Consider the following 23,235-nt stretch of genomic DNA (forward strand, 5'->3'; position numbering starts at 1 on the left):
GGCGCAATCCTCACCACGGCAGCCAATCGGACGTCGTGAGCCTCATATGTCAGGTTCACCGGCTCAGTGGTCCTGCAATTCAAGGGTTCTTGACGGGTTTGATCCGACGGTGGCGTTTGTTTCGGCGCAATGCTGTGATCTCGAGTGAGGCTATTGACTTCCAAGACTCTGCCCAATCACCGGCACCGCCTGTTAGTCGACCCGAAGATGATGTTGTCCCATGCTTAAAGGACGCTTTGGTCTAGCTGATGCTCTGCGGGAATAGCTTTGTCAGCACACGGGCCTCGGCAGGCCCGGACGAGCCCGCCAGCGGCCTCAATCGGTTAAGGCTCATCTTACCCGGGAAATTGTCGGCCTCACTCGGCGCGGCGCATTTTGAAAGCGCTCCGCCAATACATCCGGCGACGAAACAACACGGGACATGCAAACCGGCTTTATGATCTGCGAGTGCAGATTATGCAGGTTACGCGACGACGTGAGGTTCGCGCGACTCCTCGGTTATGATCAAGCGACCGGGATCATTCAACTCGAACTCAATGATGCGTGGCACTACAAGGCGCGCATAGCGCGTAAAGGCGCTTGTCGGCGGAAAGCGAATTACGGTATCGCATCGAGCGAGGAGGTACATCTCCGTGAGAGCAGAAAACCCGCCCTCCGCTCCCAGTTCTGCACTGTGTAATGGTCCTGCTTGATCCGCCTGGAAACGCTTCGAAATGGTAACGAGGTCTGGAAACGCGGCCGACACCTGATCCAGCACCTTCGGGCTATCCGTACATAAAAACACCTTGACTGGATTTGTGTCGGGAAACGCCTTGGCTCTTTGAATGGCAGCGCATACCTGCCGCAAGGCAAGCTCCGGATCGACCCAGTACGGTGTATGCCCCATGATATTTTCGCCATTGCCGTGTCGAACATGGACACCTACTACGCTTTGACCTTCAAAGTGCTCCTGATGGGTCGCGTCAATCCGTGCTTGAATTTCAGGCCGCAGTTTTATGGCCCGAAATATTTCTCGCTCTGCGTCTTGATCACACCCCCACATCAAACAAGCATCACACACCACAGTATTCGCCTGAGTGTCATCTTGGGCGTCGAAGAGCTGCCTCAGCTCATCCCGCTCTCGAAAAATTTGTTCATCAGGCCGATAAATGCAATCGATGGACGGCCGATTCCACCAAGTCGGAAAAAACGGCCCTGGGAGTGAGAGTTGATTGACTTGGTCATCGCAAATCACGCGCACGCCAGCGATGTCTTGAATCGGTTGGAAGAACACCCCAAAGGCGTTGGTGAAGGGTTCATCGAGATAACACGAGCCGCGCCAATCGATGACCAGTGTACGCCCTGTCCGCTTCGCGTACTGCCAAGCGGCCGCCAACGACCATAGGCAATCCCCAAAACCGGTACGTCGCCGAGAAACAACGAACCTTTCCTTCTTAGACCCGTCAACCAGCATTTTATTTTCCTTGCCACGACATACCTGAAGGCTCAGGGAGAAGCACAACTGTACGAGATGTCTCGCCTGAGGCTGTCATCCGGTTCATGGCGCCGACAAATCGCCTCGTAGAACCTTCTCGGCGAGCTGGCCATGCGATGCAGGGCGCTCGTGCTTCGGTGAACACCCTCCTTCCGGACCCACTCGAACTCTCATTGCGAGAGATCTGAGTAGCCATAATCATCGATCGGGCCTTTATGCTGGCTCCGCCATCAGATCGCAGTCACTCTCTACACGAGTAGCGCGTGAGGGAGGATGCAGGCGAACACGGCGCTGCTCCCACAGGCTCCGCAGTTTCTTGACGAGAGCTTCGCGCCCGGCCTGATCCAATGCCATCGAGTTGAAGACGTCGAGAAGGACGGCTTCGCCTTTGACCCGCATCAGCAGATTGTACACATCATTTGAAATCCGGACACCATCATCGCCCGAAAACGCCGCGCGGATCTCGCATACCGTCTCCTGCCGATCTCGTGCTGTGTGTGCCCGGACCCGATGGAGGGACGCATAAGGCGGCAATGAGACAGCGAGCGAAGTCCAATCGTCCAGGGTAACGGAGCGCTTTTTGACAAGGAACGGGCCAACGACAAGAGCATCGAGCTCGGTCGTCAGGAATGTTGCGACGGCGTCTGCAACCGAATCCACGATCGGCTCGGCATTGTTGTTAAAGGACGTATTGAGCAGAACTGGGATACCCGTTCGCTTCTTGAACTCGTCGATAAGGTCCCAGTAGGTTGGATTCGACTTGCGCGACACTGTTTGCAACCGCGCCGTACCATCAACATGCGTAATAGCGCCGAGCAAGCCGCGCTTGGACTCCTGCACGCCAACCACGAAATTCATGAAGGGAAACTCGCTCTTCCCGGCCGGGAGGTCGAAATATTCGTGTGCATCTTCCTCCAACACAGAGGGCGCGAACGGTCGATAGCCTTCGCGCTTCTTGACCATCGCGTTTATACGATCCTTGTTCGCTGCAGGTCGAGGATCGGCAAGAATGCTTCGGTTACCGAGGGCACGCGGCCCGAATTCCGACCGCCCCTGCACCCAGCCAATAACTGCACCGTTTGCCATCCAGTCGGCGGCCCTGCCCGCCACATCATCGCTATGTTCAATCTCGAGATGTCCGGCCCATGCATTCAGCTCCTGCTCCATGGCGCGGTCCGCTCCGAGATCGGGTCCCCAATAGACCTCCTGGAGCCGCTCTCGCGGCGCGGGCTGGCCTACCTCGCAAGACATCATGAGTGCAGCACCCAATGCGCAACCAGCGTCGTGTGCCGCGGGTTGCACAAATATGTCTTCGAACATCCCTGAATACAGCAACTTACCGTTCATGGTGCAGTTGTGGGCCACCCCTCCAGCCAAGCACAGGCGCTTCATGCCGGTCGCTTCTCGATAATGCCGAAGCATGTGAAACACTATTCGCTCCAGCGCTTCCTGCAAGGAGGCACTCACATCTCGATGCTGCTGCGTGAATGGCATTCCCTTTCGACGCACTTGGATATTGCGGAGCAACGTCGGTCCTATGCGATCCAGGTGGACACGGTAGCCACCGTTGTCGGTGAGTTCATAGAACTGCTCGAAGAGCTTGCGATATGGAGCAGGATCTCCGTAGGGAGCAAGACCCATGACCTTGTATTCGTCGAACAGGCCATATCCGAGATACCGGATCGTCTCGAGATAGAACAATCCCAAGGAGTTGCTCTCCGGGAAGCTCTCGAGTTGCCTAACTTCGGTTCCAGACCCGATGGCCACGAGACCAGAGAGAAATTCACCACCGCCATCGATTGCAAGGACCAGACTTTCCTCAAATCCGGACATTGCAAACGCACTTATTGCATGCGCCCGATGGTGACTTACGAATGAGACGCGCGACGGATCAATGTCGGTGCCGCACTCCTGCGCCAGCATCGTCCGCAGCAAGAGCCTGGCATCCATCGGAATAGCGTTGGACGGCTGCGAAACAAACAGGCGCTCGAGCATAGCGTTGCAGTAAGATTCGGTCGCATAGAACGCAATGCGATCGACCTCGCTCAGTTTAACACCGGCAACGTCGAGGCAGTACTGGATCGATTGGGTTGGAAACTTGTTAGAGTGCTTGACCCGATTGAGACGCTCTTCTTCGACGGCCGCTATCACACGACCGTCGCGCACGAGCACAGCAGCGCCATCGTGAAGAAATGTGCTTGGAAGCTCGGGTCGGCATTCAAACACCTTGTCTAGTCCGCCGCTCACGCCGAGACACAGCATCTTACTCTCCGTTTTATTGTGAGAATACTCGATTTGAATTACCCGTCTCACGATCGTTCGTCGCTGCATGCAGACGCACGACGTCATCAGCCCGAGTGACCTTTGCGATTTTCACGTAGCTCCACACCATGGTGCGCGCGTTCGTCAACTTTACCACTGCGGCCTCTCAGCGCATGAGGCGCCTCAGAAGCAGGGCAACCGACAACAAGAACGGCATAACCGCATAAATACAGAGTGCGCCAATATGAACCCCGACGCTGCCGACTGGCCGCCCAAGCATCGCCGGGCGAATGAGCTCAATCGAATGCTTCAGGGGTAACAGGCTGGCTGCGAACTGGAAGGCGGCGGGCAACTGGTTGATCGGAAACACCGCCCCGCAGAGAAACACCATCGGTGTAAGGATGAGCGTCTGGTAGAATACGAAATAGTCGTAACTTGGCGCTAGTGATACGACGACCATCGCCAAGCTCGCGAAGACGAAACCAGTGAGAGCGATTGCGGGCAGCGCATAGAGCATGGATGGCCATGCTGCATAACCCAGGCCCGCAGCAACGATCGTAATTCCTGTACCCGCCAACACGGCTTTGCTGGCTGCCCACGCCACTTCACCGAGCAGAATATCGCCAAGTGTAAGCTGTGTGCACAGCATTGCCTCCCAGGTCCGTTGAGTGTGCATGCGGGCGAACGTTGCGTAAATCGTTTCGAAGCTCGCGGACGTCATCGCGCTGGTCGCAACCATGCCCCCCACAAGAAAGTCGATATAGGACGTCCCGTTGACGCGACCGACGATGAGCCCGAGACCAAAGCCAAGACCAAGTAGGTTCGTCAACGGATCGGCGAGATTGCCGAGTAGCGAGGCAAGCGCAACCTTCCTCCAGGCCAAATAGTTGCGACGCCATACCGCGATCCAGTTGAACGCGTTAGCGGGCATGGCCGCGCCATAAGTCATTCTCATCATATCTCTATCTCGCGTCCGGTCAGTCGCAAGAACACATCCTCGAGATTCGGCGGACGCTCCAGAAGGCGCAGACCCACAGCTCTCCGTAACTGCTTCCGCACTTGCTCCAGATCCGGTGCATAGCAAAAGATGGTCTCGCCGCTTAGTTCAATGCGCTGTGCGTAAGGCTTGATCAGCTCAATCGATTCATGCGTATTGCCACCATAGATCTCCATGACATTACAGCCAATCTGCTCGACAATTAGCGTCTGAGGCTCGCCTTCGGCGATCTTGCGTCCTTCCTCAAGCACGCAGAGCCTGTCGCACAGCCGCTCGGCCTCCTCCATAAAATGGGTCGTCAGCAGGATCGTCTTGCCGCGCGCGAGCAGCGCACGCAGCCGTTCCCAGATCAGATGGCGCGCGTGTGGATCAAGACCGGTCGTTGGTTCGTCCATAATGAGCACATGCGGGTCGTTGATCAGAGCTCGTGCCAGAACCAGACGGCGCTTCATGCCGCCGGATAGCTCGGAAACACGCGCATCCGCCTTGCTTTCGAGGCGCGAAAATTCGAGCAGTGACGGGATGACCGCCTCTATTTCACGTGCGCTCATGCCGAAATAGCGTCCGAAAACCAGCAAGTTCTCGCGTACCGTGAACTCGTTCTCAAGGTTGTCGAACTGCGGGACAACGCCTACGCCGGCGCGGGCCAAACGCGCGTGTGTCGGCACCTGCTTGCCGAGCACCCTAATCTGGCCAGAGTCCGGAGGCGCCATGCCAAGTATCATACGCACGATGGTGCTTTTGCCCGCGCCGTTCGGTCCAAGTAGTCCGAAGCACTCTCCCGCCGCCACAGTAAACGACAGCCCGTTGACAACGGGTTTGCCACGATACGATTTGTTTACAGCGGCAAGGTCGATCGCTACGCTCGACATGCGTTCATCTCAGCTCGTCAAAAGCAGTTCGGACGACGGCACCTTGGCTTCGAGCGTTTTGGTCCAGAGCAAACCGTCGCACCAGATGTGTTCGATGCGCCCCCATTTGCAGGCAGCTGCGACGTCGGGGAAGAAGCCTCGTCCATGATGGTTGGCGCTCGTATTGCAGAGCAGCGGAAGGCCCGTGAGTTTCTCATATTCAATGAGCAGTTCAGCAACCTTATGCTGGGATGTTCTGGCAATCGTCTGCAATCGTGCAGATCCGTCAAGATGCACAACGGCTGGGATTCTCTCTCGCCACTCTGCCCGTGTCTGATGATCGAAGAGCATGTAAGGGTCCGGCGACCCAGGATCGAAAATATCCGCCGCTCGGTCCTCCAAACATATCGGCGCAACCGGACGGAAGTGTTCGCGAAATTTGATGTCGTTGAGATAGTCCTTCATTCCGGGCGATGTCGCGGCGGCAAGAATGCTTCTGCCACCCAAGGCACGCGGCCCGAGTTCGGCGCGACCAGCAAGGAAGACTACGGGTTTATTACTTGCAAGGAGAGCGGCAAGCTCACTTATGCTGCAGGGCGCGGCTTCCCATTCTGCTGATGCATCACCAGCTGCGAGGGCCGGGCCACCATAGACCGACCACTCCAGCGGCACGAAACCCTTGTCCGCGACCAACGCCGAGCAAGCGGCCCCGATAGCCGAGCCACTGTCGTTCGGAAACGGCGGGACCCATACCGCATCGAACAGGCCGGTTTCACGTAACGCACTGTTCCATTTGATATTAAGACCACAACCGCCGGCTATGCAAAGATTGCGCGGTCCGGAAACCTTCGAATGCCGCAGCAAAGCAAGGCCCATCTCCCGCACGAGCAGACGCTCAAGAAAAACGTGAAATGATGCAAGTATATCTTCGTGTCGCTTGGCCTCTAGTCGAAGTGCGCTTTCGTCGAAGAAGTCGTGCGTCGCGGCAAGTGACGCCTCGGCGTCATTTATATTCGCGCGGTAGCGCTGGGCAGGCTCCGTGTCCGCCGCAAAGTGCTTCTCGTAGATCTCCCTAAATACCGTCACAACGTCTTCATCAGGCGTCCCCAGACCGATATAGGCCATCAGTTTGCCCGCAACGCCAAGGTCCCAGTTGGTCCGGCTCGCCTGCCGGTAGGGCCCAAAGTGATGGCCCGCGACGGCATAGGCATGCCCTATCATCGGGAACAGGCACTCGAGGAAGCGGCCGCCACCGGGTTTTACATAATAAAGTCGCGGAAAGATGCAGCCGTCCCACACGAGGCAGAAAGCGGGCTCTCCCGCTTTCGCAAACGGGCTTGTGCAGTAAGCAGAGGCAATATGGCCCGTGACGTGTGCATAGCTCTTATAGGAGAAGCTATTGCCGTCGAGCACAAGCCCGTTCCCCTCATGTGAAGAGAGGATACCTTCGGGGCGTTCAACGTACGGCGCACCCTTGAGAGTGAGAAGCTCCGATCCACTCAGGACCTGAAATTGTGATTCGATTTCCCCGTCCCAGCCGTCGATGACGAACTGGTCAATATCGCGGGGATGAAGGCCGTATTCCGCCAACGTGAGAACAACCGTGTCGAGATTCTCGATGGCAGAGTAACGTCGATTGTTGTCGCGTTTTTCATGCTCGATGCAAAAGACCAGACGTCCATCCTCCACAAGGGCGATGGACCCGTCGTGCGTCAACTTGATGCCACAGATGCGCATGGTGCCTCAATGCTAAGGTCGGTTGTTGAATGAAACGGAAGAGCCGATCGAATTCCGAAAGCAAGCAAGCAAGCAGTCTTCGTTGGCCGAATCGCCTCGACATTGCACACGTTCGACCTCGACCAATGTTTCGTTCAACATTGCGATGATCGTCTCGGCACCAGCCGCATGTCCCCAACCTCGGCAGGTGTCATCACGCGCTGATCCGAAAACCAGATGCCCATCCGGCGCAAGCATTCGCACCAAATTGCCAATGGCCGTACGCATCTCGGCAACATCGCGGAGGTAGTAGAGCACTTCCGCTACCACGATCAAATCGAACTGGTCTGTCCTCGAGAACCGTTGAATGTCAGAGACTATCCATGTGATGTGCGACCATCGCTTCGTCCGTTGACTCGCTCGGCCAATCGCTCGTGGCACGACGTCGACGACTGTAAGTCGCTCGCAGTGGGGCGCCAGCTTTTCCGTGAATGCGCCCGCCGCGCACCCGACCTCGAGCCCATTTGTGATGAAGCCGTTTGAAAGCGAAAGCCGGAGCATTTGCGTGTGACGCTCTCGCTCAAACGGATTGCCGTCCAGCCGCCATGGATCATCGGCAGCCAATTCTCGCTCTAACGATTGGTAACCGTTTTCCTGGTTCATGAGCTGTCCACTCCTCAGTCCGCATCACTCGCCGCTGCAAGTGCAGTCGTGTCACCGCTAGACGGGCGGCGCGAACCATCCCACTTGCGAACTTGCACAGCGAGTCCCGAAGTTCGGGTGGGGTCTGGTTGGGGCTCGTGGTCTTCTTTAAGCGCTTGGTCTCCGCCAGACCCGAGAGCCTTGACTGATTTGCGTGAGAGCCAATCGCTGTTGCTTAGCGTACACAACGCATATGCTTTGACCGGAAGTAGCAGAAAGATATTGATGGGCGTGTGCAGGGAAAACGCAAGAAATCGCAGTTGACGCGCGCGCAAGGCTGCTACGCCGCATCGTACCATGGTCATCGATGCGATCATCAAACATGTCCACCACGGCACTGTTGCCGTGAGCGCGAGCTGCGCGATGCCTACAACAACCGAAAGAGCCAGAAGAAGCGGGCCGATGTTTTGCCCAATAACATCTAACGTCAGGTATCGATCGAGACCGGGCAAAAGGCGCAGCCCAAGCAGCGTGTCTCGGAAAGTGCTCCTGGCCCAGCGGAGCTGTTGGCGCAGATACGGACCTAACTTATCTGGAACGACTGTCGCGGCGTAGGCGTCTGGAACGTACTCGGTTCGAAATCCTGCCTTCAGCATAAGAATCGTAAGATGGCGATCCTCGCCGAAGTCGCTCGGCTTTCCTCGAAAGAACTGCGCCTCGTACTGATCCAGCAGCAAATCGAGGGCGGATCGTCGGTACATGGCACACGGTCCGCAGCAGCACATGACCGCACCGAAACGAGCTTGAGCTGCGCGCTCCTCATTGCACGCCAACCAGTACTCCATGTCGATCAAGCCGGTTAGCCAAGTGTCGCTGCGGTTGCTCGCCGTCAGCTGCCCCATGGCAGCACCGATACCAGTATCCTGCATTCTCAGTGCAAGCTTCCTGACTACATCGCTCGCGAGTATCGTGTCCGAATCGACGTTAAGCACCAACTCTCCGGATGAGCGCCGGATCGCGGCAATCTGTGCTTTGCGTTTTCCAACGTTATTCCGCAGGAGAATAAAGTTGAACCTCGGATCGTAGGCATAGGCATGGTGGACGGGTGCCACGTCCTCCCGATTTCCAGAGCCGTCATCAACCACATAGACGCGCAGCTGCCCGACGTAGTCTTGGCTTGCAATGGATTCTAAGCAGGCCGACAGCGTACCCGGATCCTCGTTGAAGCATGGTACGATCACATCCACACTCGGCATAGATTCGGGGTGGACTGCATCTGACGTCGTCGAAGACACTGGTGTCGGCGAGGCATGGAACGCCTGCACGGTCTTGTAGACCGCGGAGAGCAACGCATAAGAGGAGACGACTACAGTGCTGGTTGTGGCAAGCAGGTTCATGGGACGCCGATTTGTTCAGTGAAGTTGGGGAAGCGGGCAGATCGCGAAACCGCGATCACGCAGGGCTGGAATAAGTTGGGAAAGTGCCTTCAGTGTCTGGTTGCGCAGACCTGAATGAATGCACCGCCCCAGCTCATCGGGCGGACATCCGTCGTGCAGAAGCACAATCGCACCAGGGCGGACAGATGCTAACACTGCGCCAACGATCGCATCGACGCCCGGGCATGACCAGTCGCGTGGGTCCACTGACCAGTGGAGGGCCGCCAGTCCGGCCTGCGCTGACTTGGCCAGCACCTCTTCGGTCCAAATGCCATACGGTGCACGCACGTGTCGCACCACGGCTTGGGGACACACGCTCACGATGGCCCTACTCGCAGTCAGTATTTCGTATTGCACTTCGTCTGGTTCGCATTTGGACAGATCCGGATGTGTCATCGTGTGGTTTGCGACCTCATGCCCCTCAGCGATCATCCGTCGGATTAGCTTTGGCTCATCCGCGGCGTAGGTGCCAAGGACACAGAACGTCGCCGGCGCACGGTATTCCGCCAGCACATCGAGAATACCCGGCGTGCAAAATGGATTAGGCCCGTCGTCAAACGTCAAATAGACGCTGTGGCGGACGGTATTCCTGGCGCGTTTGCTGCGCGCTTCGAAGGAGCAACTTGCGGCTTTCACAGTTCTGGCCCATTACGCTCGATGATTGTACCGGTGGGCCACTCGCTCATCGACCGCGCTATAGGGAAAACTACGAGCAGCGCGTCATCGACGCGAGTTGGCGGCAAGTTGGCATAGATATCGGGAAGCGTGGACCGCACGCGAATGCCCGGGACGATTGTCGCCAAGCCGGGGAGGCCGAGTAGCCTAAAGATATGCTTTTCGAGTTCATGTCGAACCGTGCCGAACCCGAAGGGAACGCCAAGCTGCTTCAGCACGGGATACATCACGCGCATGGAATGAGAGATTCCGAGCCCCTCGAGATCCGGGCGTACCGCGTACAATCCAAGTTCAGCCACCAACAGATCGACTTCGCCGACCTTGATGAACCGCCGCAGCGCGCCGATATGAGCGGCCACGCCGCGTTCATCGTAGCCAATCACACGGAGCTCAGGTCTCGCGCCTGCCCAGCTTCGATTGCCTTCAAACGGCTGCGCGTTAAACGCCCCGGTCGGACCGTAAGTATTTCGAAAGAACTCAGAGATTGCGACGTGGTCGGCAAGTTGTAAGTCATTTTCCCAGCACGTCCTCCATTGGAGCTGAGGGCGCATGAAAGACTCTCCTGCTTCTTGCTGCGTTGCTGAGGCACGCATCAGGCGAGCAACGAACAGCGTGACGGTGCTCGTTCGATGGTGTCGCCAGCGAATGGGTTTGATGTTGACTTGTTGACGGCGTTTGGGTTCGACCGCGCGGGCGGCAGGGCTTCTTGGATATTCCGGATCTTGTGGGGGCCGTCGCTAACCGTCGCCGTCGTGTCCGTGCTGGTCGCAATCGGCTCAGTTACAGGTCGTGCCCCGTCTACTATCTTGCATTCTAATTTTCGTTCATTGCCCCCGAACGCCCATTCTCCGCGACGGCTCTGTGCAGCACTCACGCTATCGGAGGACCAGGCATTTACCCAATCATATCGTGGTAGACGCCTTCCATTGAAGCGTATGTAGAGACTATACGATGGTTTAAACCGCGCTCCTGACGGCATTGTTGAGCGGCATGCAGTTGCTAAAGGAGACGACGCTATTGTAGAAACTTCCTGGCACGGACGAAGGAGCCGCAACTCCGCTGCACACGACGTCACGCTCCTCTCACCGCACAGACAATATGCCGATCGCGCAGTTGGAAAGCGGAATACGACGATGTTAGCCGCGGCTTTATTTGCCTCGTCCAATATCTGGCACTGACCTTGATGCACGCGACGACTTTGGTGCCGCTCATTTGTTTTCTTGCGAGTATGAGGGCTCGCCGCGTGTGTGATCGGCGATCGATCGCACAAGCGGTTAAGACTGGAATCGATGCAATCTTTTCGGATGTGACAACGCCATGACGAACGTCCTGCTAAGGTGTTGCGCGCAACCGCGAACGAAGCGCCACCACCAATATTTGCGATCTGCGGTGCCACGCTCTGCTTCTCCGAAACGTACGCTAATGCGCAGGAACTGGAGATTTCCTAACCGGCGCTGTGCTAACTGGTAAAATCGATTGTTTGGATGAGAAACATCTACACTGCGGATAGGTGACTATGCGTTTTCGAGGACTGGATTTGAATCTGCTCGTCGCGCTCGATGCGCTGATGACCGAGCGCAACCTCACGGCGGCAGCTCGCAGCATCAACTTAAGCCAGCCGGCCATGAGCGCGGCAGTTGGACGCCTGCGCGCATATTTCAAAGACGAGCTCTTTACGATGAAGGGCCGCGAACTTGTTCCAACTCCACGTGCGGAAGCTCTCGCCGCCCCAACGCGCGAGGCTCTGCTTCACATCCAATTCTCCATTACGTCCAGGGATACATTCAAGCCGAGTGAATCCGACCGGCGCTTTAGGATCTGCCTGTCAGACTTTGCTACGATCGTGTGGTTCCGAAATGTCGTGGAGCGTGTTGCGCGAGATGCGCCCGGCGTCAGATTCGAATTGATGCATCACGCGGACCCGTTCGATCATCCTCTCGAACGCGCCGAAATCGACTTTCTCATCGTACCCGAGCTATACATGTCGGACGCGCACCCTAAAGCGACTCTTTTTGACGAGACCCTCGTGTGCGTCGGCTGCCGCTCGAACAAGCAGCTATCGCGGGCACTCACATTCGATAAGTACATGTCAATGGGCCATGTTGCGGTCAAGTTCGGGCGCTCTCGCGTGCCCGCTGTAGACGAATGGTTTATGCAAGAGCACGGCCTCAAGAGACGCGTTGAGGTCGTAGTGCAGAGCTTTAGCTTGATCCCTCCCATGCTGCTTGGCACCAACCGAATAGCGACGATGCCCCTCACGCTTGTGAAGTATTTCGCAAAGATGATGCCGCTACGGATCACTGAACTCCCACTACCGCTTCCGGGCTTCACCGAAGCCGTCCAATGGCCTTCCCTTCACAATACTGATCCAGCAAGCATATGGATGCGCGAGATATTGTTGCAGGAGGCAGCGCGTTTGGTTCCTCCGCACGCCGATCCTAAGACACGCCGAGGACTTCTCGCGGACCCGCCCTTCGCCAGCTAGAGATACAGCTTTGGATGCGTCGGAACGGCAACCGCGGATCGTAAGCCGTTAGGCGAAGAGATAGCGATTGATGACGCTTACAAGTCGACACGGCATCTCTTCGCCAGTCTTTTCAAGGCCATCTTTTTTGACACAACAACGCGCCGTTGCTTGCTGACGCCAGATCTGGCTTTCGTCGCTATTCTCTCAGATGAACCTGGCCACCGGTTGATCGCCTCGTGTCCTTTTGGCAATTTCGTTTGCCATTCGCAGATCGCCTCCTCGGCCATCCGCAAGACTCGATTGGGCACACGATTGGTCCGATAGGACGCGAATTAGCTGATATTCAGGTCTGGTTCGGCTACCCGTATCCAGCTCACTCGACCCTCTCAATCGTGTTGTCGTGCCAACGATTAACTATGAAACCGGGCAACGCATTGTCGCCTTTAGGATCAAACCGCACTTGGCCGACTACAGTCTCAATCTCTTGCGAGCGAAGCGCTTTTGCCACGCGCAGAGCGTTGAAGGAGCCAGCGCGCTTCACTGCTTGAGCCCACGCCTGCACGGCAGCATAGGCGTAAAGTGTGTAGCCTTCCGCAGACCGCTGTGATGCTCTCAATCTGGCTACGACGTCGGCGGCCGCCGCGTTTTGGGTGGCGTCTGGCATGAATGTGAAAAGAGTGCCGTTTGCAGCATCGCTCGCAATCGCCCAGAATTCTCCGGTCATCAGCGGATCGTTAGCCATGACAGTGAGACGCGCCTGTGCGTCTGCGGCTTGCCGCACAATCAAGCCAATCTCCGTATAGTAGCCACCACCGATATAGACGATTTCGATTCGTTCCCTCTTCATCCTTGATACCAGCGCCGTGTAATCCTTTTCGCCGGCCATGTAGCTTTGCCGCATGACAATCTGCAGTCCGGCGTCGTGAAGACGAGACGCAACGATATCTGCTATGCCCTTGCCAGCGGTGCTCTTGTCATCGAGGATGGCGATCTTGCTCTTGGAATAATGCCGCAGGATATAGTCGGCGGCTACCACGCCTTGCTGGTCGTCACGGCCGCAGATCCGAAAAATCGTCCTGAGGCCTCGTTCGGTCAGCTGAGGATTGGTTGATCCGGGCGAAATCTGAATAATTCCCGCTTCAGCGTAAACGTCGGAGGCGGGAATTGAGGAAGAGGAACAATAGTGGCCAACGACCAGCCTGACCTGGTCAGCCGCCAGCCGATTGGCCACTGCGACGGCCTGCTTCGGATCGCAGGCGTCGTCGGCAACAGTCAATTTGACCTTGAGTTCGGGAAGCAATCCGGAAGCGTTCAAGTCATCCACGGCCGTGCTAGCGCCGTAGCGCATCTGAGCACCGACCGCAGCATTGTTTCCCGTCATAGGTCCAGCCACTGCAACGTAAACATCGTCAGCGGACGCGGCCGATACCAACACGGAAGCCAGGACCGCTGCACCGGCGACTAGATTCATGCGAAAAACTGCCATTTGACGCCCCTGACGTTGGTTCGCTCCCGCTCTCTTACCTTGGTCGCGGTTATTGATGCTCGTATCGGAACGTCGCGTCGTCTGACCGTTCGTCCGCGTAATTCAATCGTTCGTCCACGCCTACTATCGATCCACGTCATCGGACGCACGTGCCCGCCGGCGCGTTTGACCGCAGCTCTCGCGCGACATTGCATCAAGGCGGGCAGGTAGTTCTTCCACACTTACATCCGATTCCGTGTTCTTGGTGATGTTGCGCAGCCGATCGCGCAACTTGGTTGCCCGCGCGACCTGAATCTCCGCTCGCTCCAGTTGTTCGCTCAACAGGTCGGGAAGCGAAGTTCTTCCCTCCATCGCTTTCCGTATTTCATGAAGAGAGAATCCGAGCTCGCGAAGCGCCAGAATGTGATAAACCCTTCTAACGCTTTCACAGTCGTAAATCCGGTGACCACCATCCGTACGCTGCGAGGCGGCAAGCAATCCCGTATGCTCATAATGACGCAGCGTGCGCACCGTCACGCCGGTCGCCTCCGCAAGTTCGCCGATGCGTCGCCAACGACGCCTGAATGGTGTAGGTCTGGTCATGTTACTCAGTTTTCAAACCTACAACCTAACGTCACGTGAGGTTCAAGGGGTTTTGGCGCCTCGCAGAGCTTGTCGCCAACTTTTCGATCGCAATATCGAACTTCGCCTTCCGAGGAGCGCCTCAGCAGGCGGACATGACATGCAGAATGCACGCCACCACACTGCGGTGCAGACGTCGAATGACGCCGTCATGGATCTATCCAAAGAATAATTGAACCTTTGCTCGGCTACACCACAGACGCAATGGCCACCATCAGCCTCTTTAGGAGGATCAGTTCGGCCTCACCGGCGGCTGTACGTCCAAGCACAAGCTTAGCGATCTCCGTTTGATTGATGGGAGTTCGCATACTTGCCGGCAGCGCCGCCACCGCCTCATCAAAGATCTTTCCTAAGGTGGAAAGGTCTTCCGGATCGAAAACACCACCTCGTACCTGCAACACTTTCACCGTCTCTCCTGTCAAACACAACGCCAGCGGGTCGGCTCCTTGCAAGGGCGTTTGGCTGCGTTAGGGCAAAAAGAAGACCGACCTGCGGCGCGCGACCAAACGCAGGTCGATCTGTCGCTCGATGCAACATGAAAGCGCACTGGCGCGATGAAGGCGCGCAAACGCAATATCGACTGGATTTTGCGGCTCGATCTACATGGCGGAGTGGTTCATCGCCCTAGCGCAGCATCTGCACCAATCGTGGGCGAAATTTATGCGCAGAGATTGCGCAATCATTCATCGCGCAACCTCATTTTTTCAAAGCCTTCGTGGACATTTTGATTTTGCTCGCCCCGAATCGTCTTGCTCTTGATGAACGAGCCGAAGATTGAACAGTTATCGAGCACCTGACGCGCTAAGGCATGCAATGCATCTCGGGCGCCTGAAACACAAGGCGGTATACAGCGGAATTTGCTCGATCTATCAATCAAGTCAGGGGACGTACCAACCACGGGCACAAGCGCGCGCCGATTGTTCGATCGGACCCGTCCATTGCTTGTCTTTAGAACGAGACGATGCGCAGAGAGACGGTGCGCGGAAGTTAGGTCACCAGACCCGATCTGGTTTCCCGGATTGCATTCAAACAGAATGCTGCTACTAGCGGATCGCCTGCAGTCTTGGGCGGCACCAGCATAGCATCACGATGCGACACTTCGGCATCGTGCAGCGAGTCGAGCGGCTCACGGGCCTCTCCGCAAACCACAAGAGCATGACCAATATGTACGGCAACTCGTTCAGAACAGAAAACCGCTCTCGACGAGCAGAACAAGAATAAAGTTTTCGACTTGGCGGAGCCATGCGGTCGCGGACCGACCGGTGCACGGGTCTCTGGCGCGGGCTTACGGATCCCTCTCGAATGAATTGATTGACTAGAGTCTATTCAGTTTTGGAATTCACATGGAGCTTCGGACACTACGCACTTTCGTGGAGGTCGTACGGCAAGGCGGGTTTTCCAAGGCCGGCAAAGTCGTATTCGCGACCCAGTCGACCGTCAGCAAGGCGGTCAGGCAGCTTGAGGACGAGATTGGCGTGCCGCTGCTTGATCGGATCGGCCACCGTAGCAAGCTTACTGCTGCCGGCGAAATTGTTTATCGCCGTGCGATCAGGCTACTGATGGAACGGGACGATCTGATTTCCGAACTCGGCGATCTGCGCGGTCTAAAATGCGGCATTCTCAAGCTCGGTCTTCCACCGGTGGGTAGCGGCACTCTGTTCGCAAAGCTATTTGCGATCTACCGCGAACGCTATCCAGGCATCGATATCCGGCTCGTGGAGTACGGAAGTGAGCGGCTCGAGGAGGTTTTGCTATCAGGCGAGATCGAACTTGCGGCCTCGCTTCTCCCCGTGTCGGAAGGCTTTGAATGGCAGGACGTCAAACGCGAGCCGCTCACTGTTTTGCTACCGGTTGACCACAAGCTTTCGCGGTGCCGATCTCTCGATCTTCCGGCATTGCGAGACTTTCCGCTCATCCTCTTCGAAGCTGGGTTTGCATTGAACCGCGTGATTTTGGACGCCTGTCAACGGCACGGCTTCGAGCCGCGTGTCGTCGCGCGTAGCAGCCAGATTGATTTCATCGTTGAGCTTGCTGCGACGGGCATGGGGGCCGCCTTTCTGCCACGGATGATCGCAGAGCAACGCAAGCATCTTTCGATTGCTCGGGTACCGCTCGAAGAAGCCGATACTGACTGGCACATTGCAATGATTTGGCGCCGCGGCGCCTATCTGTCGCATGCCGCCAGGGCTTGGCTCGATCTGGTGGCTTGCACGCGCGGCGATGATCATTCCGGCAGCGACTGAATTGCAGTCGAACAATTCATTTCCACCATATCGCGCCGCGACGTAGATACGTCTGCGAGACGTTCGCGCTTCGCTAAGCCCCGGACGAAATATGCGCCATGGCACAGACTGTCGCAGATCAGTTCGCCAACACTCTTGCTGAGGTGGGGGTCAGGCGCATCTATGGAATTGTCGGAGATAGCCTGAATAGCCTTACCGATGCAATCCGCCGACAGGGACGCATCGAATGGATACACCTCCGGCACGAGGAAGTGGCTGCTTTCGCGGCCGGTGCCGAGGCACATCTGACAGACAAGCTCGCGGTCTGTGCCGGAAGCTGCGGGCCGGGCAATCTACATCTCATCAACGGCCTATTTGATTGTCATCGTTCGCGCGTGCCAGTGCTCGCGATCGCGGTACACATTCCGTCGGCAGAGATCGGTGCCTCGTATTTCCAGGAAAGCCACCCGGAGATCATCTTTAAAGAATGTAGCCACTATTGTGAGCTGGTTTCTGGGGCCAATCAGATGCCACTCATCCTTGAGGCAGCCATCCGCGAGACTATAGGAAAGTACGGCGTTTCCGTTGTTGTCATTCCTGGTGACGTCGCGCTTCGTCCTGCGCTCGATGCGCCACGGCCCAAGCCCGCTAGTTTGTGGCCTCCACAGCCGGTGGTCTTGCCGACGACCGCCGAACTCGATGGCCAAGCTGCAATGTCGATGGCGCAGGCAATCGGGGCACAGGCCACGCATCCCCACCGACAGGTGATTTCTCTCTCGGGCGACGGCGGCTTTACGATGTTGATGGGCGATTTTCTGAGCCTGGCACAACTTAACTTGCCGGTGAAAGTCGTCGTCTTCAATAACGGTGCGCTCGGCTTCATCGAGCTCGAACAAAAATCGACTGGATTTCTGAACTTCGGGACCAAGCTGCACAATCCAGACTTTGCCGAAATTGCCAGGGCCGCTGGCGTTTATGGGGTGCGCCTTGAACATCCCTCGGAGGTAGAGGACGGCATCGCCGCAGCGTTCGCGTATGACGGACCAGCGTTAATCGATGCCGTTGTCAATCGGACCGAGCTCGCCGTGCCGCCTTCCGTGACGATGGAGATGGCCAAGGGCTTTTCTCTGTACATGCTCAAGGCGATCATGAACGGCCGGAGCGACGAAGTCGTCGATCTTGCCAGGACCAACCTCTGGCGCCGAGCCAAGGAAAACCGTGTAGCGCCCATTGCACGTACCGGGTTGAACAAGCGTCAGCGGCATAGCCTGAAGGCGACGCCGTTGCGACATCCGCTTGAGATCAAAACACCAGGGCTAACTGACGAGTTGGCGTCGGTCGACTTCGATCGCTTTCGGGCACGCGATACTATCGACTGCAACGTCGCAGGCGACGTTCAGCGCATTGTGCATGTCCGCGATCAACTCGTTGGCACTCTCCAGGCCCGCGTGGATGCGAATCAGCGGTCCTGCGAACGGAAGCGCGGCTTCCGTTCGCTTTGGTGGCTCGACAAGCAACGCGAGGCTCTCGTACCCGCCCCAGGATAGACCAATTCCAAAGAGGCGCAGGGTACCGAAGAGAACTGAAAGTTGCGGCCGCGACATTGGTTTTAGAACAATCCCGAAGAGTCCACTGGCGCCCAGAAAATCCCTCTTCCAAATGGTATGGCCGGGATCGTTGGCAAGGGCGGGGTGCAACACTCTGTCGATAGCTGGATGCGTCTGCAGGCTTTGCGCGAGAACGAGGCCATTTTCCCAATGCCGATTCATGCGCAGACCTAGAGTACGCAATCCCCTCAGTCCCAGATAGATGTCATCCGGCCCGCCGAGTTCGCCGAAATGCTGCGCAGTTGACTTCAATGCGGGCCATGCCGCTTCATTCGCAGTGGCAACGCCAAGGAACGCATCGGAATGGCCAACGATGTACTTCGTCGCAGCCTGGATCGAAATGTCGACCCCGTGATCAAATGGTCTGAAATACAGAGGTGTTGCCCACGTATTGTCCATGATCACAAGCGCGTCCGATTGATGTGCAACCGCTGCGAGTGCCGGCACATCTTGAACCTCGAAGGTCATGGACGATGGCGATTCCAGATAGATGGCTCGTGTATTCGCGTTGATCTTTGCTGCCAGTTCTGACGGCTCCGTTGGACAGAAATACTGTGCCTTGATCTGCAGCGCCGCAAGAACGTTGTCCGCGAAGGCTCTAACAGGCGCGTAAACGCCGTCGCTGATCAGAACATCATCGCCCGCCTTCAAACACGCAAGCAGCGAGTGAGTGCAAGCAGACTGCCCGGATGGAAAGAGAATCGACCGAAATCCGCCTTCTAGTTTGCAAACTGCGGCCTCAAGCGCGCGAGACAGGGGCGAGCCGAAGCGACCGTAGCTAGGATGGTCTTTGTTCCGATCGTCCCAATCCTCCAAGGTTTCCGAAACAATGGTAGAGCCGCGATAGATCGGCACATTGACCATCCCGGCGTGTTCTGCCGGCGCACGACCGAGGTGACAAAGTAGAGTTTCCGTGTCTCGTACGATGTTGTCGTCGTTCAGATCCTTCATGACAGGTTCTCTTCCGTCGCATTCCGCTCTGGTCGTGGCATGTCGTCGCACCCGAGTCATCAGCCCTGCGTCAGCTGCATTGCAGGTGCAACAACAATGCCAATCTTGGCCAATTCTACTGCGACTGCATGTCGGTGACGTCTCTCGAGCGATGAATGACGATCCAATACGACTCTGAGCTATTGCGTTCGCGCAATTGCGATGGAGTGGATCACTTTGTTCTTTGACCAGATTATTTGTGGCTTGGCGGTTTGGTCCGCCCTTACCGCGGTCGAGTCACGTTGTAGCGAGTGAGACACATTGTCCGAAGACCATCGAAACCCCTTGAAACGAACGTAACGTCAAGTTGTACACTACCAGAATTGGTAGGACATCGGGGCCTTCAATGACGTTCGAACGAGGATTGTGAATGTCTCAAACGCAGTTGTTTGCGCCGCGCCAGTTCGTCACCCGCCTCGATCACTTTGGAGGAGCCCGGGAGCATCTTGTGTGTCCTCAGGAGAGCGGCCACGCATCACGGGCCCCAAGGGGCGGACATGCTTGAGGTCCGCCATTGCCGACCAGGAGACACTGTTCTGTCCGAATTCACCGCCGACAGCCTCTATCGAGAAATCGATGCGGTACTCCAGTCCCGTCATAGGCGTCCGCTGGGGTTGAAGAGCGATCCAAGTTGCGCATTTTCCTTCGCTTGACACGCCGAAGCGCACAATCCGACCGGATCGCCCCCTCGCAAAACACGATCGGGTCTACACAAGTTGCAGTTTTGCTATACACTTCATGCAACTGTTAGGATATCCATCTAAATACGGATGAAGCCCTGGGCCGTCTGACTGTGAAGAGGCAAGTCGGCCTGTTGGTGCGCAAGCACGTGAGCCAAGCACCAGAGTGTCACTCAAATCGGACAATCGCCATGCTCAGAACCCATGCTTTTCGACGGAGCGACCACATGTCAGACGCAAGGCTGCTAAGCGCACTCTCGTCCCTTTCACACGTGGCAAAACAGCTAGACGTTCCGCCGCCCGCGCCCGCCGCGCTTGACGCAAATTGCGTCAAACTCAGCATGAACGAGAATCCATTCCCGTTACCGGAAATCGTCAAGCAAAGCGCGATCGCGGCCCTTGAGCAGCATTATTTATATCCGGAAGATGATAACGCCGGCTTGAGAGAAGCGGCTGCCTGTGCCTACGGTCTCTCTGCCGATCAGGTGATTGCTGGGAACGGATCGTCCGAACTTCTCGGTCTCATCTACAAAGCGTTCCTCGCTCCAAACGACACCGTGGCGATGATATCGCCGGGGTTTTCGTTCAACCGCAAGCTCACCATGTTGCACGAAGCTCAATTTCTGGAGATCGAGTGGGGTAAGGCCCATTCCCTACCGACGCACGAACTGCTTTTCGGTCCAGCCAGAGACGCCAAGTTCATCGTGCTAGCCAACCCCAACAACCCGACAGGAACATTCGTTCCGATCGCCGACATCGAAAGGCTCGTAGCGCAATCGGACCGACTGATCGTCCTTGACGAAGCGTATGTCGATTTTGCGCCTGATAACGGACTACGGCTCGTTAACCGGTATTCAAATGTTCTGCTGCTGAGAACATTCTCGAAAAGTTATGCCACCGCTGGCCTTCGCATCGGCTTCGGCTTCGGTCACCCCGAGCTCGTTGGCAGGCTTCGTGCCATGCAGAACCTCTTCAACATGAATGTTATTGGTCATGCGGTCGGCGCGAGCATCATTGCACATCGATCCGCATTCGATGACAACCATCGACAAATCGTTCTTGAAAGGGAGCGAACGACAATTGAGCTATCAAAACTTGGGTTCACTATACTGCCTTCCCAAGCCAACTTCGTGCTAGCCCGCGTGCCTGAAGGACACGATGGGACCTGGTGGCAGGCCGCGTTGCAGAGGCAGAACGTGCTTGTTGCCTTCTTCCCCGAAAACGGTCTCGAGAATTTCATTCGCATTACAATCGGCACGGAACGGCAAATGGATACGCTTCTTTCAGCCGTCAGTGACATCTCGAGATCGTCACTCTGAAGCCAAGCCGACAGCTCTCCCGCTGCAATTCTCGAGGTGGTCAAGTGAATAATACCTTTTCCTCAACATTGGCGTTCGGCATTTTCGATCATCTGGACGCGGATGGTCGTGATCTCGCCCAACAATATGCCGATCGCCTTCTGCTCGCCGAGGCATGCGATCGCCTGGGGTTCTATGCCTATCATCTAGCTGAGCACCACTGTACTCCACATGGCAGAAGCCCCTCGCCGAATCTGTTCTTGTCTAGCGTCGCCCAACGCACAACCCATCTTCGCATCGGGCCGATGGTCATGCTGCTTAGCCTTCATCATCCGCTACGGGCATTTGAAGAGGCCTGTATGCTGGACCACTTGAGCGGCGGCCGGCTTGAACTCGGGATCGGACGCGGCTCCCTGCCGGTTGAATTGGGATATTTCGGGGTCAGTGCAGATGCGGCGCCAGCGCGTTACGCAGAAGCCAGCGAAATTCTTGTTAAAGCCATGCGAGGTGGTCCCCTCTCTTATGAAGGCAACCATTTCCAGTTGGACGACGTTCCACTGATGCTAACGCCTCATCAGCGGCCACACCCGCCGACATGGATCGCCGTAAATCAACCAGGCTCGGCAAGCTGGGCCGCTGAGATCGGCGCGAATATCGCCAGCGTTGGACCTTCATCATCGGTTCGAAGGGTAACTGACGCATACCGCTCGCATCGAGAGCAACACTCGGACCCGAATGGTCAGTCTCCGTTCCTTGGCTTGCTTCGGATGGTCGTGGCTGGAAATTCGGAAGCAGAGGCTTATTCACTCGCAGAGCCTGCTTACGATCGGTGGCTCGACAGCTTCAAGTTCCTTTATGATCGCAATGACATCCCAACTCCATCAAACCTGCCCTTGACCTTCGATGCAGCAATCGAGAGTGAGTTGTGCGTTGTCGGCACGGCCGCTTCGGTACGACAAACGCTCTTTAATCATCTGGAGGAGGCGGGTGCCAACTATCTTCTTTGCCAGCTCGCATTTGGTGATCTTTCCCTAGATGCTTCATTGAACACTGCAACCGTCATTCGGTCTGAAGTCGTTGCTGGCGTTGGCCAAACATGAGGCCCGTCGTCCGTGGGTGGAGATCGAGTAGTTGCAGGCGTATCCTATGAGGTTAGCGCTGGGCCATGACGTTAATCTATTCATTGCGCAGCCGCGCTTCACACCTTTGTCTTGGTCTGATTTTCGGTGGCGCCGCTGCCTAAAACGCGGTCCGTCATGTCATTTTGCTTCCGATCAACAGCCGAACCGGGCCGTATCCAGCCTCGCTTGCACATTTCCCGAACTGGAAAGCGCGCGCGGAGCTTCGCAGCTCGGGCGATCGTGTCGTCGCCTGGAGGCACTTTTGAAAGTTGCCACGCCGTTTCCAGGTTCATCCAAAACTGCGGGGACGTTCCCAGCGCAGCAGCGAGATCCGCCGCCGTTTCGGGCGTCACGCTGCGCTTTGCCAGAATGATGTCATTTACGAGCTTCTGGGGTCTTCCGAGAATTTCGACGCACTCCGTTTGCGTCCACCCTCGTGGCTCGAGCTCGTCTGCCAAAAATTCCCCGGGAGGAAATACTTCGGCAGCTACCCTGTGTGCCATCTCGATTTCTTCCTCGTAGTGATGATCCTCGATGCCAATGACTTTGACCACCTTCCTGGGAGCCTCCCCGATTAGCTCCACGATCAGGCGCCACTACTTGGTTAGCTGTCGCCACAAGACAGAGGGCAAGATCAGAGCGCCGAACTCGCCACCGAGCGCCGACGTTCCTACACCCTTCCCTTGGCGA

The 23,235-nt window shown here is 56.6% G+C and carries 18 protein-coding genes and 1 pseudogene; 5 read left to right on the plus strand and 14 right to left on the minus strand.

The genetic code is table 11. The annotated features are described in order from the left end of the window. Positions 1-463 precede the first annotated feature (463 nt). The 9 genes from SO156_RS32245 to SO156_RS32285 all read right to left on the minus strand — a co-directional run bounded on the left by SO156_RS32245 (position 464) and on the right by SO156_RS32285 (position 10,604). Positions 464-1,453, minus strand: coding sequence for a nodulation protein NodZ (locus SO156_RS32245; RefSeq protein WP_498537577.1), 990 nt, complete (start codon positions 1,451-1,453; stop codon positions 464-466). A 234-nt stretch (positions 1,454-1,687) separates the two neighbouring features. After that, positions 1,688-3,736, minus strand: coding sequence for a carbamoyltransferase family protein (locus SO156_RS32250; RefSeq protein ID WP_498537578.1), 2,049 nt, complete (start codon positions 3,734-3,736; stop codon positions 1,688-1,690). 166 nt (positions 3,737-3,902) lie between these two features. Continuing rightward, positions 3,903-4,691, minus strand: a complete 789-nt coding sequence (locus SO156_RS32255) for an ABC transporter permease (protein WP_498537598.1) — start codon at positions 4,689-4,691, stop codon at positions 3,903-3,905. Beyond that, positions 4,691-5,605, minus strand: coding sequence for a nodulation factor ABC transporter ATP-binding protein NodI (gene nodI, locus SO156_RS32260; protein ID WP_498537579.1), 915 nt, complete (start codon positions 5,603-5,605; stop codon positions 4,691-4,693). Before nodI ends, SO156_RS32255 begins: the two co-directional genes overlap by 1 nt. A gap of 9 nt (positions 5,606-5,614) precedes the next feature. Beyond that, a complete protein-coding gene (nodU, locus tag SO156_RS32265; RefSeq protein ID WP_498537580.1) occupies positions 5,615-7,321 on the minus strand; it encodes a nodulation protein NodU in 1,707 nt (568 codons plus the stop codon). A gap of 12 nt (positions 7,322-7,333) precedes the next feature. After that, entirely contained in the window at positions 7,334-7,963 is a 630-nt protein-coding gene (gene nodS / locus SO156_RS32270) for a nodulation methyltransferase NodS (protein ID WP_498537581.1), read from the minus strand. Between the two features lie 14 nt (positions 7,964-7,977). Further along, positions 7,978-9,339 carry a chitooligosaccharide synthase NodC gene (nodC, locus tag SO156_RS32275; protein ID WP_498537582.1) on the minus strand — a complete coding sequence of 454 codons (1,362 nt, stop codon included), beginning with the start codon at positions 9,337-9,339 and terminating at the stop codon, positions 7,978-7,980. A 15-nt stretch (positions 9,340-9,354) separates the two neighbouring features. Further along, positions 9,355-10,014 (minus strand): chitooligosaccharide deacetylase NodB, encoded by a 660-nt coding sequence (gene nodB, locus SO156_RS32280; protein WP_498537583.1) that lies wholly within the window; start codon positions 10,012-10,014, stop codon positions 9,355-9,357. Then, positions 10,011-10,604: a NodA family N-acyltransferase gene (locus SO156_RS32285; protein ID WP_498537584.1), complete on the minus strand. Its 594-nt coding sequence runs from the start codon at positions 10,602-10,604 to the stop codon at positions 10,011-10,013. Before SO156_RS32285 ends, nodB begins: the two co-directional genes overlap by 4 nt. A 965-nt stretch (positions 10,605-11,569) precedes the next feature. On the opposite strand from SO156_RS32285, the gene SO156_RS32290 reads away from it, so the two are divergent. Then, complete coding sequence (locus tag SO156_RS32290) at positions 11,570-12,538, plus strand: LysR family transcriptional regulator (RefSeq protein WP_498537585.1); 969 nt, start codon at positions 11,570-11,572, stop codon at positions 12,536-12,538. A gap of 355 nt (positions 12,539-12,893) precedes the next feature. On the opposite strand, the gene SO156_RS32295 is transcribed toward SO156_RS32290, so the two are convergent. The 3 genes from SO156_RS32295 to SO156_RS32305 all read right to left on the minus strand — a co-directional run bounded on the left by SO156_RS32295 (position 12,894) and on the right by SO156_RS32305 (position 15,034). Further along, complete coding sequence (locus SO156_RS32295; RefSeq protein WP_498537586.1) at positions 12,894-14,006, minus strand: branched-chain amino acid ABC transporter substrate-binding protein; 1,113 nt, start codon at positions 14,004-14,006, stop codon at positions 12,894-12,896. A gap of 123 nt (positions 14,007-14,129) precedes the next feature. Beyond that, positions 14,130-14,588 carry a MerR family transcriptional regulator gene (locus tag SO156_RS32300; RefSeq protein ID WP_498537587.1) on the minus strand — a complete coding sequence of 153 codons (459 nt, stop codon included), beginning with the start codon at positions 14,586-14,588 and terminating at the stop codon, positions 14,130-14,132. A gap of 227 nt (positions 14,589-14,815) precedes the next feature. Then, positions 14,816-15,034 carry a hypothetical protein gene (locus SO156_RS32305; protein ID WP_498537588.1) on the minus strand — a complete coding sequence of 73 codons (219 nt, stop codon included), beginning with the start codon at positions 15,032-15,034 and terminating at the stop codon, positions 14,816-14,818. Between the two features lie 936 nt (positions 15,035-15,970). Between SO156_RS32305 and SO156_RS32310 the strand changes: the two genes are divergently transcribed. Both SO156_RS32310 and SO156_RS32315 read left to right on the plus strand, forming a co-directional pair. Then, complete coding sequence (locus tag SO156_RS32310; RefSeq protein WP_498537589.1) at positions 15,971-16,870, plus strand: LysR family transcriptional regulator; 900 nt, start codon at positions 15,971-15,973, stop codon at positions 16,868-16,870. Between the two features lie 98 nt (positions 16,871-16,968). After that, positions 16,969-17,958: pseudogene (locus tag SO156_RS32315) on the plus strand (thiamine pyrophosphate-dependent enzyme); the annotation flags it as partial. 207 nt (positions 17,959-18,165) lie between these two features. Here SO156_RS32315 and metC read toward each other — a convergent pair. Then, positions 18,166-19,407 carry a cystathionine beta-lyase gene (gene metC, locus SO156_RS32320; protein WP_498537590.1) on the minus strand — a complete coding sequence of 414 codons (1,242 nt, stop codon included), beginning with the start codon at positions 19,405-19,407 and terminating at the stop codon, positions 18,166-18,168. 946 nt (positions 19,408-20,353) lie between these two features. Here metC and SO156_RS32325 point away from each other — a divergent pair. Next, positions 20,354-21,445: a pyridoxal phosphate-dependent aminotransferase gene (locus tag SO156_RS32325; protein ID WP_498537591.1), complete on the plus strand. Its 1,092-nt coding sequence runs from the start codon at positions 20,354-20,356 to the stop codon at positions 21,443-21,445. Between the two features lie 44 nt (positions 21,446-21,489). Then, positions 21,490-22,524, plus strand: a complete 1,035-nt coding sequence (locus SO156_RS32330; RefSeq protein ID WP_498537592.1) for an LLM class flavin-dependent oxidoreductase — start codon at positions 21,490-21,492, stop codon at positions 22,522-22,524. 98 nt (positions 22,525-22,622) lie between these two features. Here the strand turns inward: SO156_RS32330 and SO156_RS32335 are convergent, their stop codons facing one another. Next, complete coding sequence (locus tag SO156_RS32335) at positions 22,623-23,099, minus strand: HigA family addiction module antitoxin (RefSeq protein ID WP_498537593.1); 477 nt, start codon at positions 23,097-23,099, stop codon at positions 22,623-22,625. Positions 23,100-23,235: the final 136 nt, after the last annotated feature.

Source organism: Bradyrhizobium sp. UFLA05-125, from assembly GCF_059803515.1.

What these genes read in the sequence shown, in the direction of transcription:
- SO156_RS32245 (WP_498537577.1), bottom strand. Translation starts at nt 1,453, where the DNA reads ATGCTGGTTGACGGGTCTAAGAAGGAAAGGTTCGTTGTTTCTCGGCGA.
- SO156_RS32250 (WP_498537578.1), bottom strand. Translation starts at nt 3,736, where the DNA reads ATGCTGTGTCTCGGCGTGAGCGGCGGACTAGACAAGGTGTTTGAATGC.
- SO156_RS32255 (WP_498537598.1), bottom strand. Translation starts at nt 4,691, where the DNA reads ATGAGAATGACTTATGGCGCGGCCATGCCCGCTAACGCGTTCAACTGG.
- nodI (WP_498537579.1), bottom strand. Translation starts at nt 5,605, where the DNA reads ATGTCGAGCGTAGCGATCGACCTTGCCGCTGTAAACAAATCGTATCGT.
- nodU (WP_498537580.1), bottom strand. Translation starts at nt 7,321, where the DNA reads ATGCGCATCTGTGGCATCAAGTTGACGCACGACGGGTCCATCGCCCTT.
- nodS (WP_498537581.1), bottom strand. Translation starts at nt 7,963, where the DNA reads ATGAACCAGGAAAACGGTTACCAATCGTTAGAGCGAGAATTGGCTGCC.
- nodC (WP_498537582.1), bottom strand. Translation starts at nt 9,339, where the DNA reads ATGAACCTGCTTGCCACAACCAGCACTGTAGTCGTCTCCTCTTATGCG.
- SO156_RS32285 (WP_498537584.1), bottom strand. Translation starts at nt 10,604, where the DNA reads ATGCGCCCTCAGCTCCAATGGAGGACGTGCTGGGAAAATGACTTACAA.
- SO156_RS32290 (WP_498537585.1), top strand. Translation starts at nt 11,570, where the DNA reads ATGCGTTTTCGAGGACTGGATTTGAATCTGCTCGTCGCGCTCGATGCG.
- SO156_RS32295 (WP_498537586.1), bottom strand. Translation starts at nt 14,006, where the DNA reads ATGGCAGTTTTTCGCATGAATCTAGTCGCCGGTGCAGCGGTCCTGGCT.
- SO156_RS32300 (WP_498537587.1), bottom strand. Translation starts at nt 14,588, where the DNA reads ATGACCAGACCTACACCATTCAGGCGTCGTTGGCGACGCATCGGCGAA.
- SO156_RS32310 (WP_498537589.1), top strand. Translation starts at nt 15,971, where the DNA reads ATGGAGCTTCGGACACTACGCACTTTCGTGGAGGTCGTACGGCAAGGC.
- metC (WP_498537590.1), bottom strand. Translation starts at nt 19,407, where the DNA reads ATGAAGGATCTGAACGACGACAACATCGTACGAGACACGGAAACTCTA.
- SO156_RS32325 (WP_498537591.1), top strand. Translation starts at nt 20,354, where the DNA reads ATGTCAGACGCAAGGCTGCTAAGCGCACTCTCGTCCCTTTCACACGTG.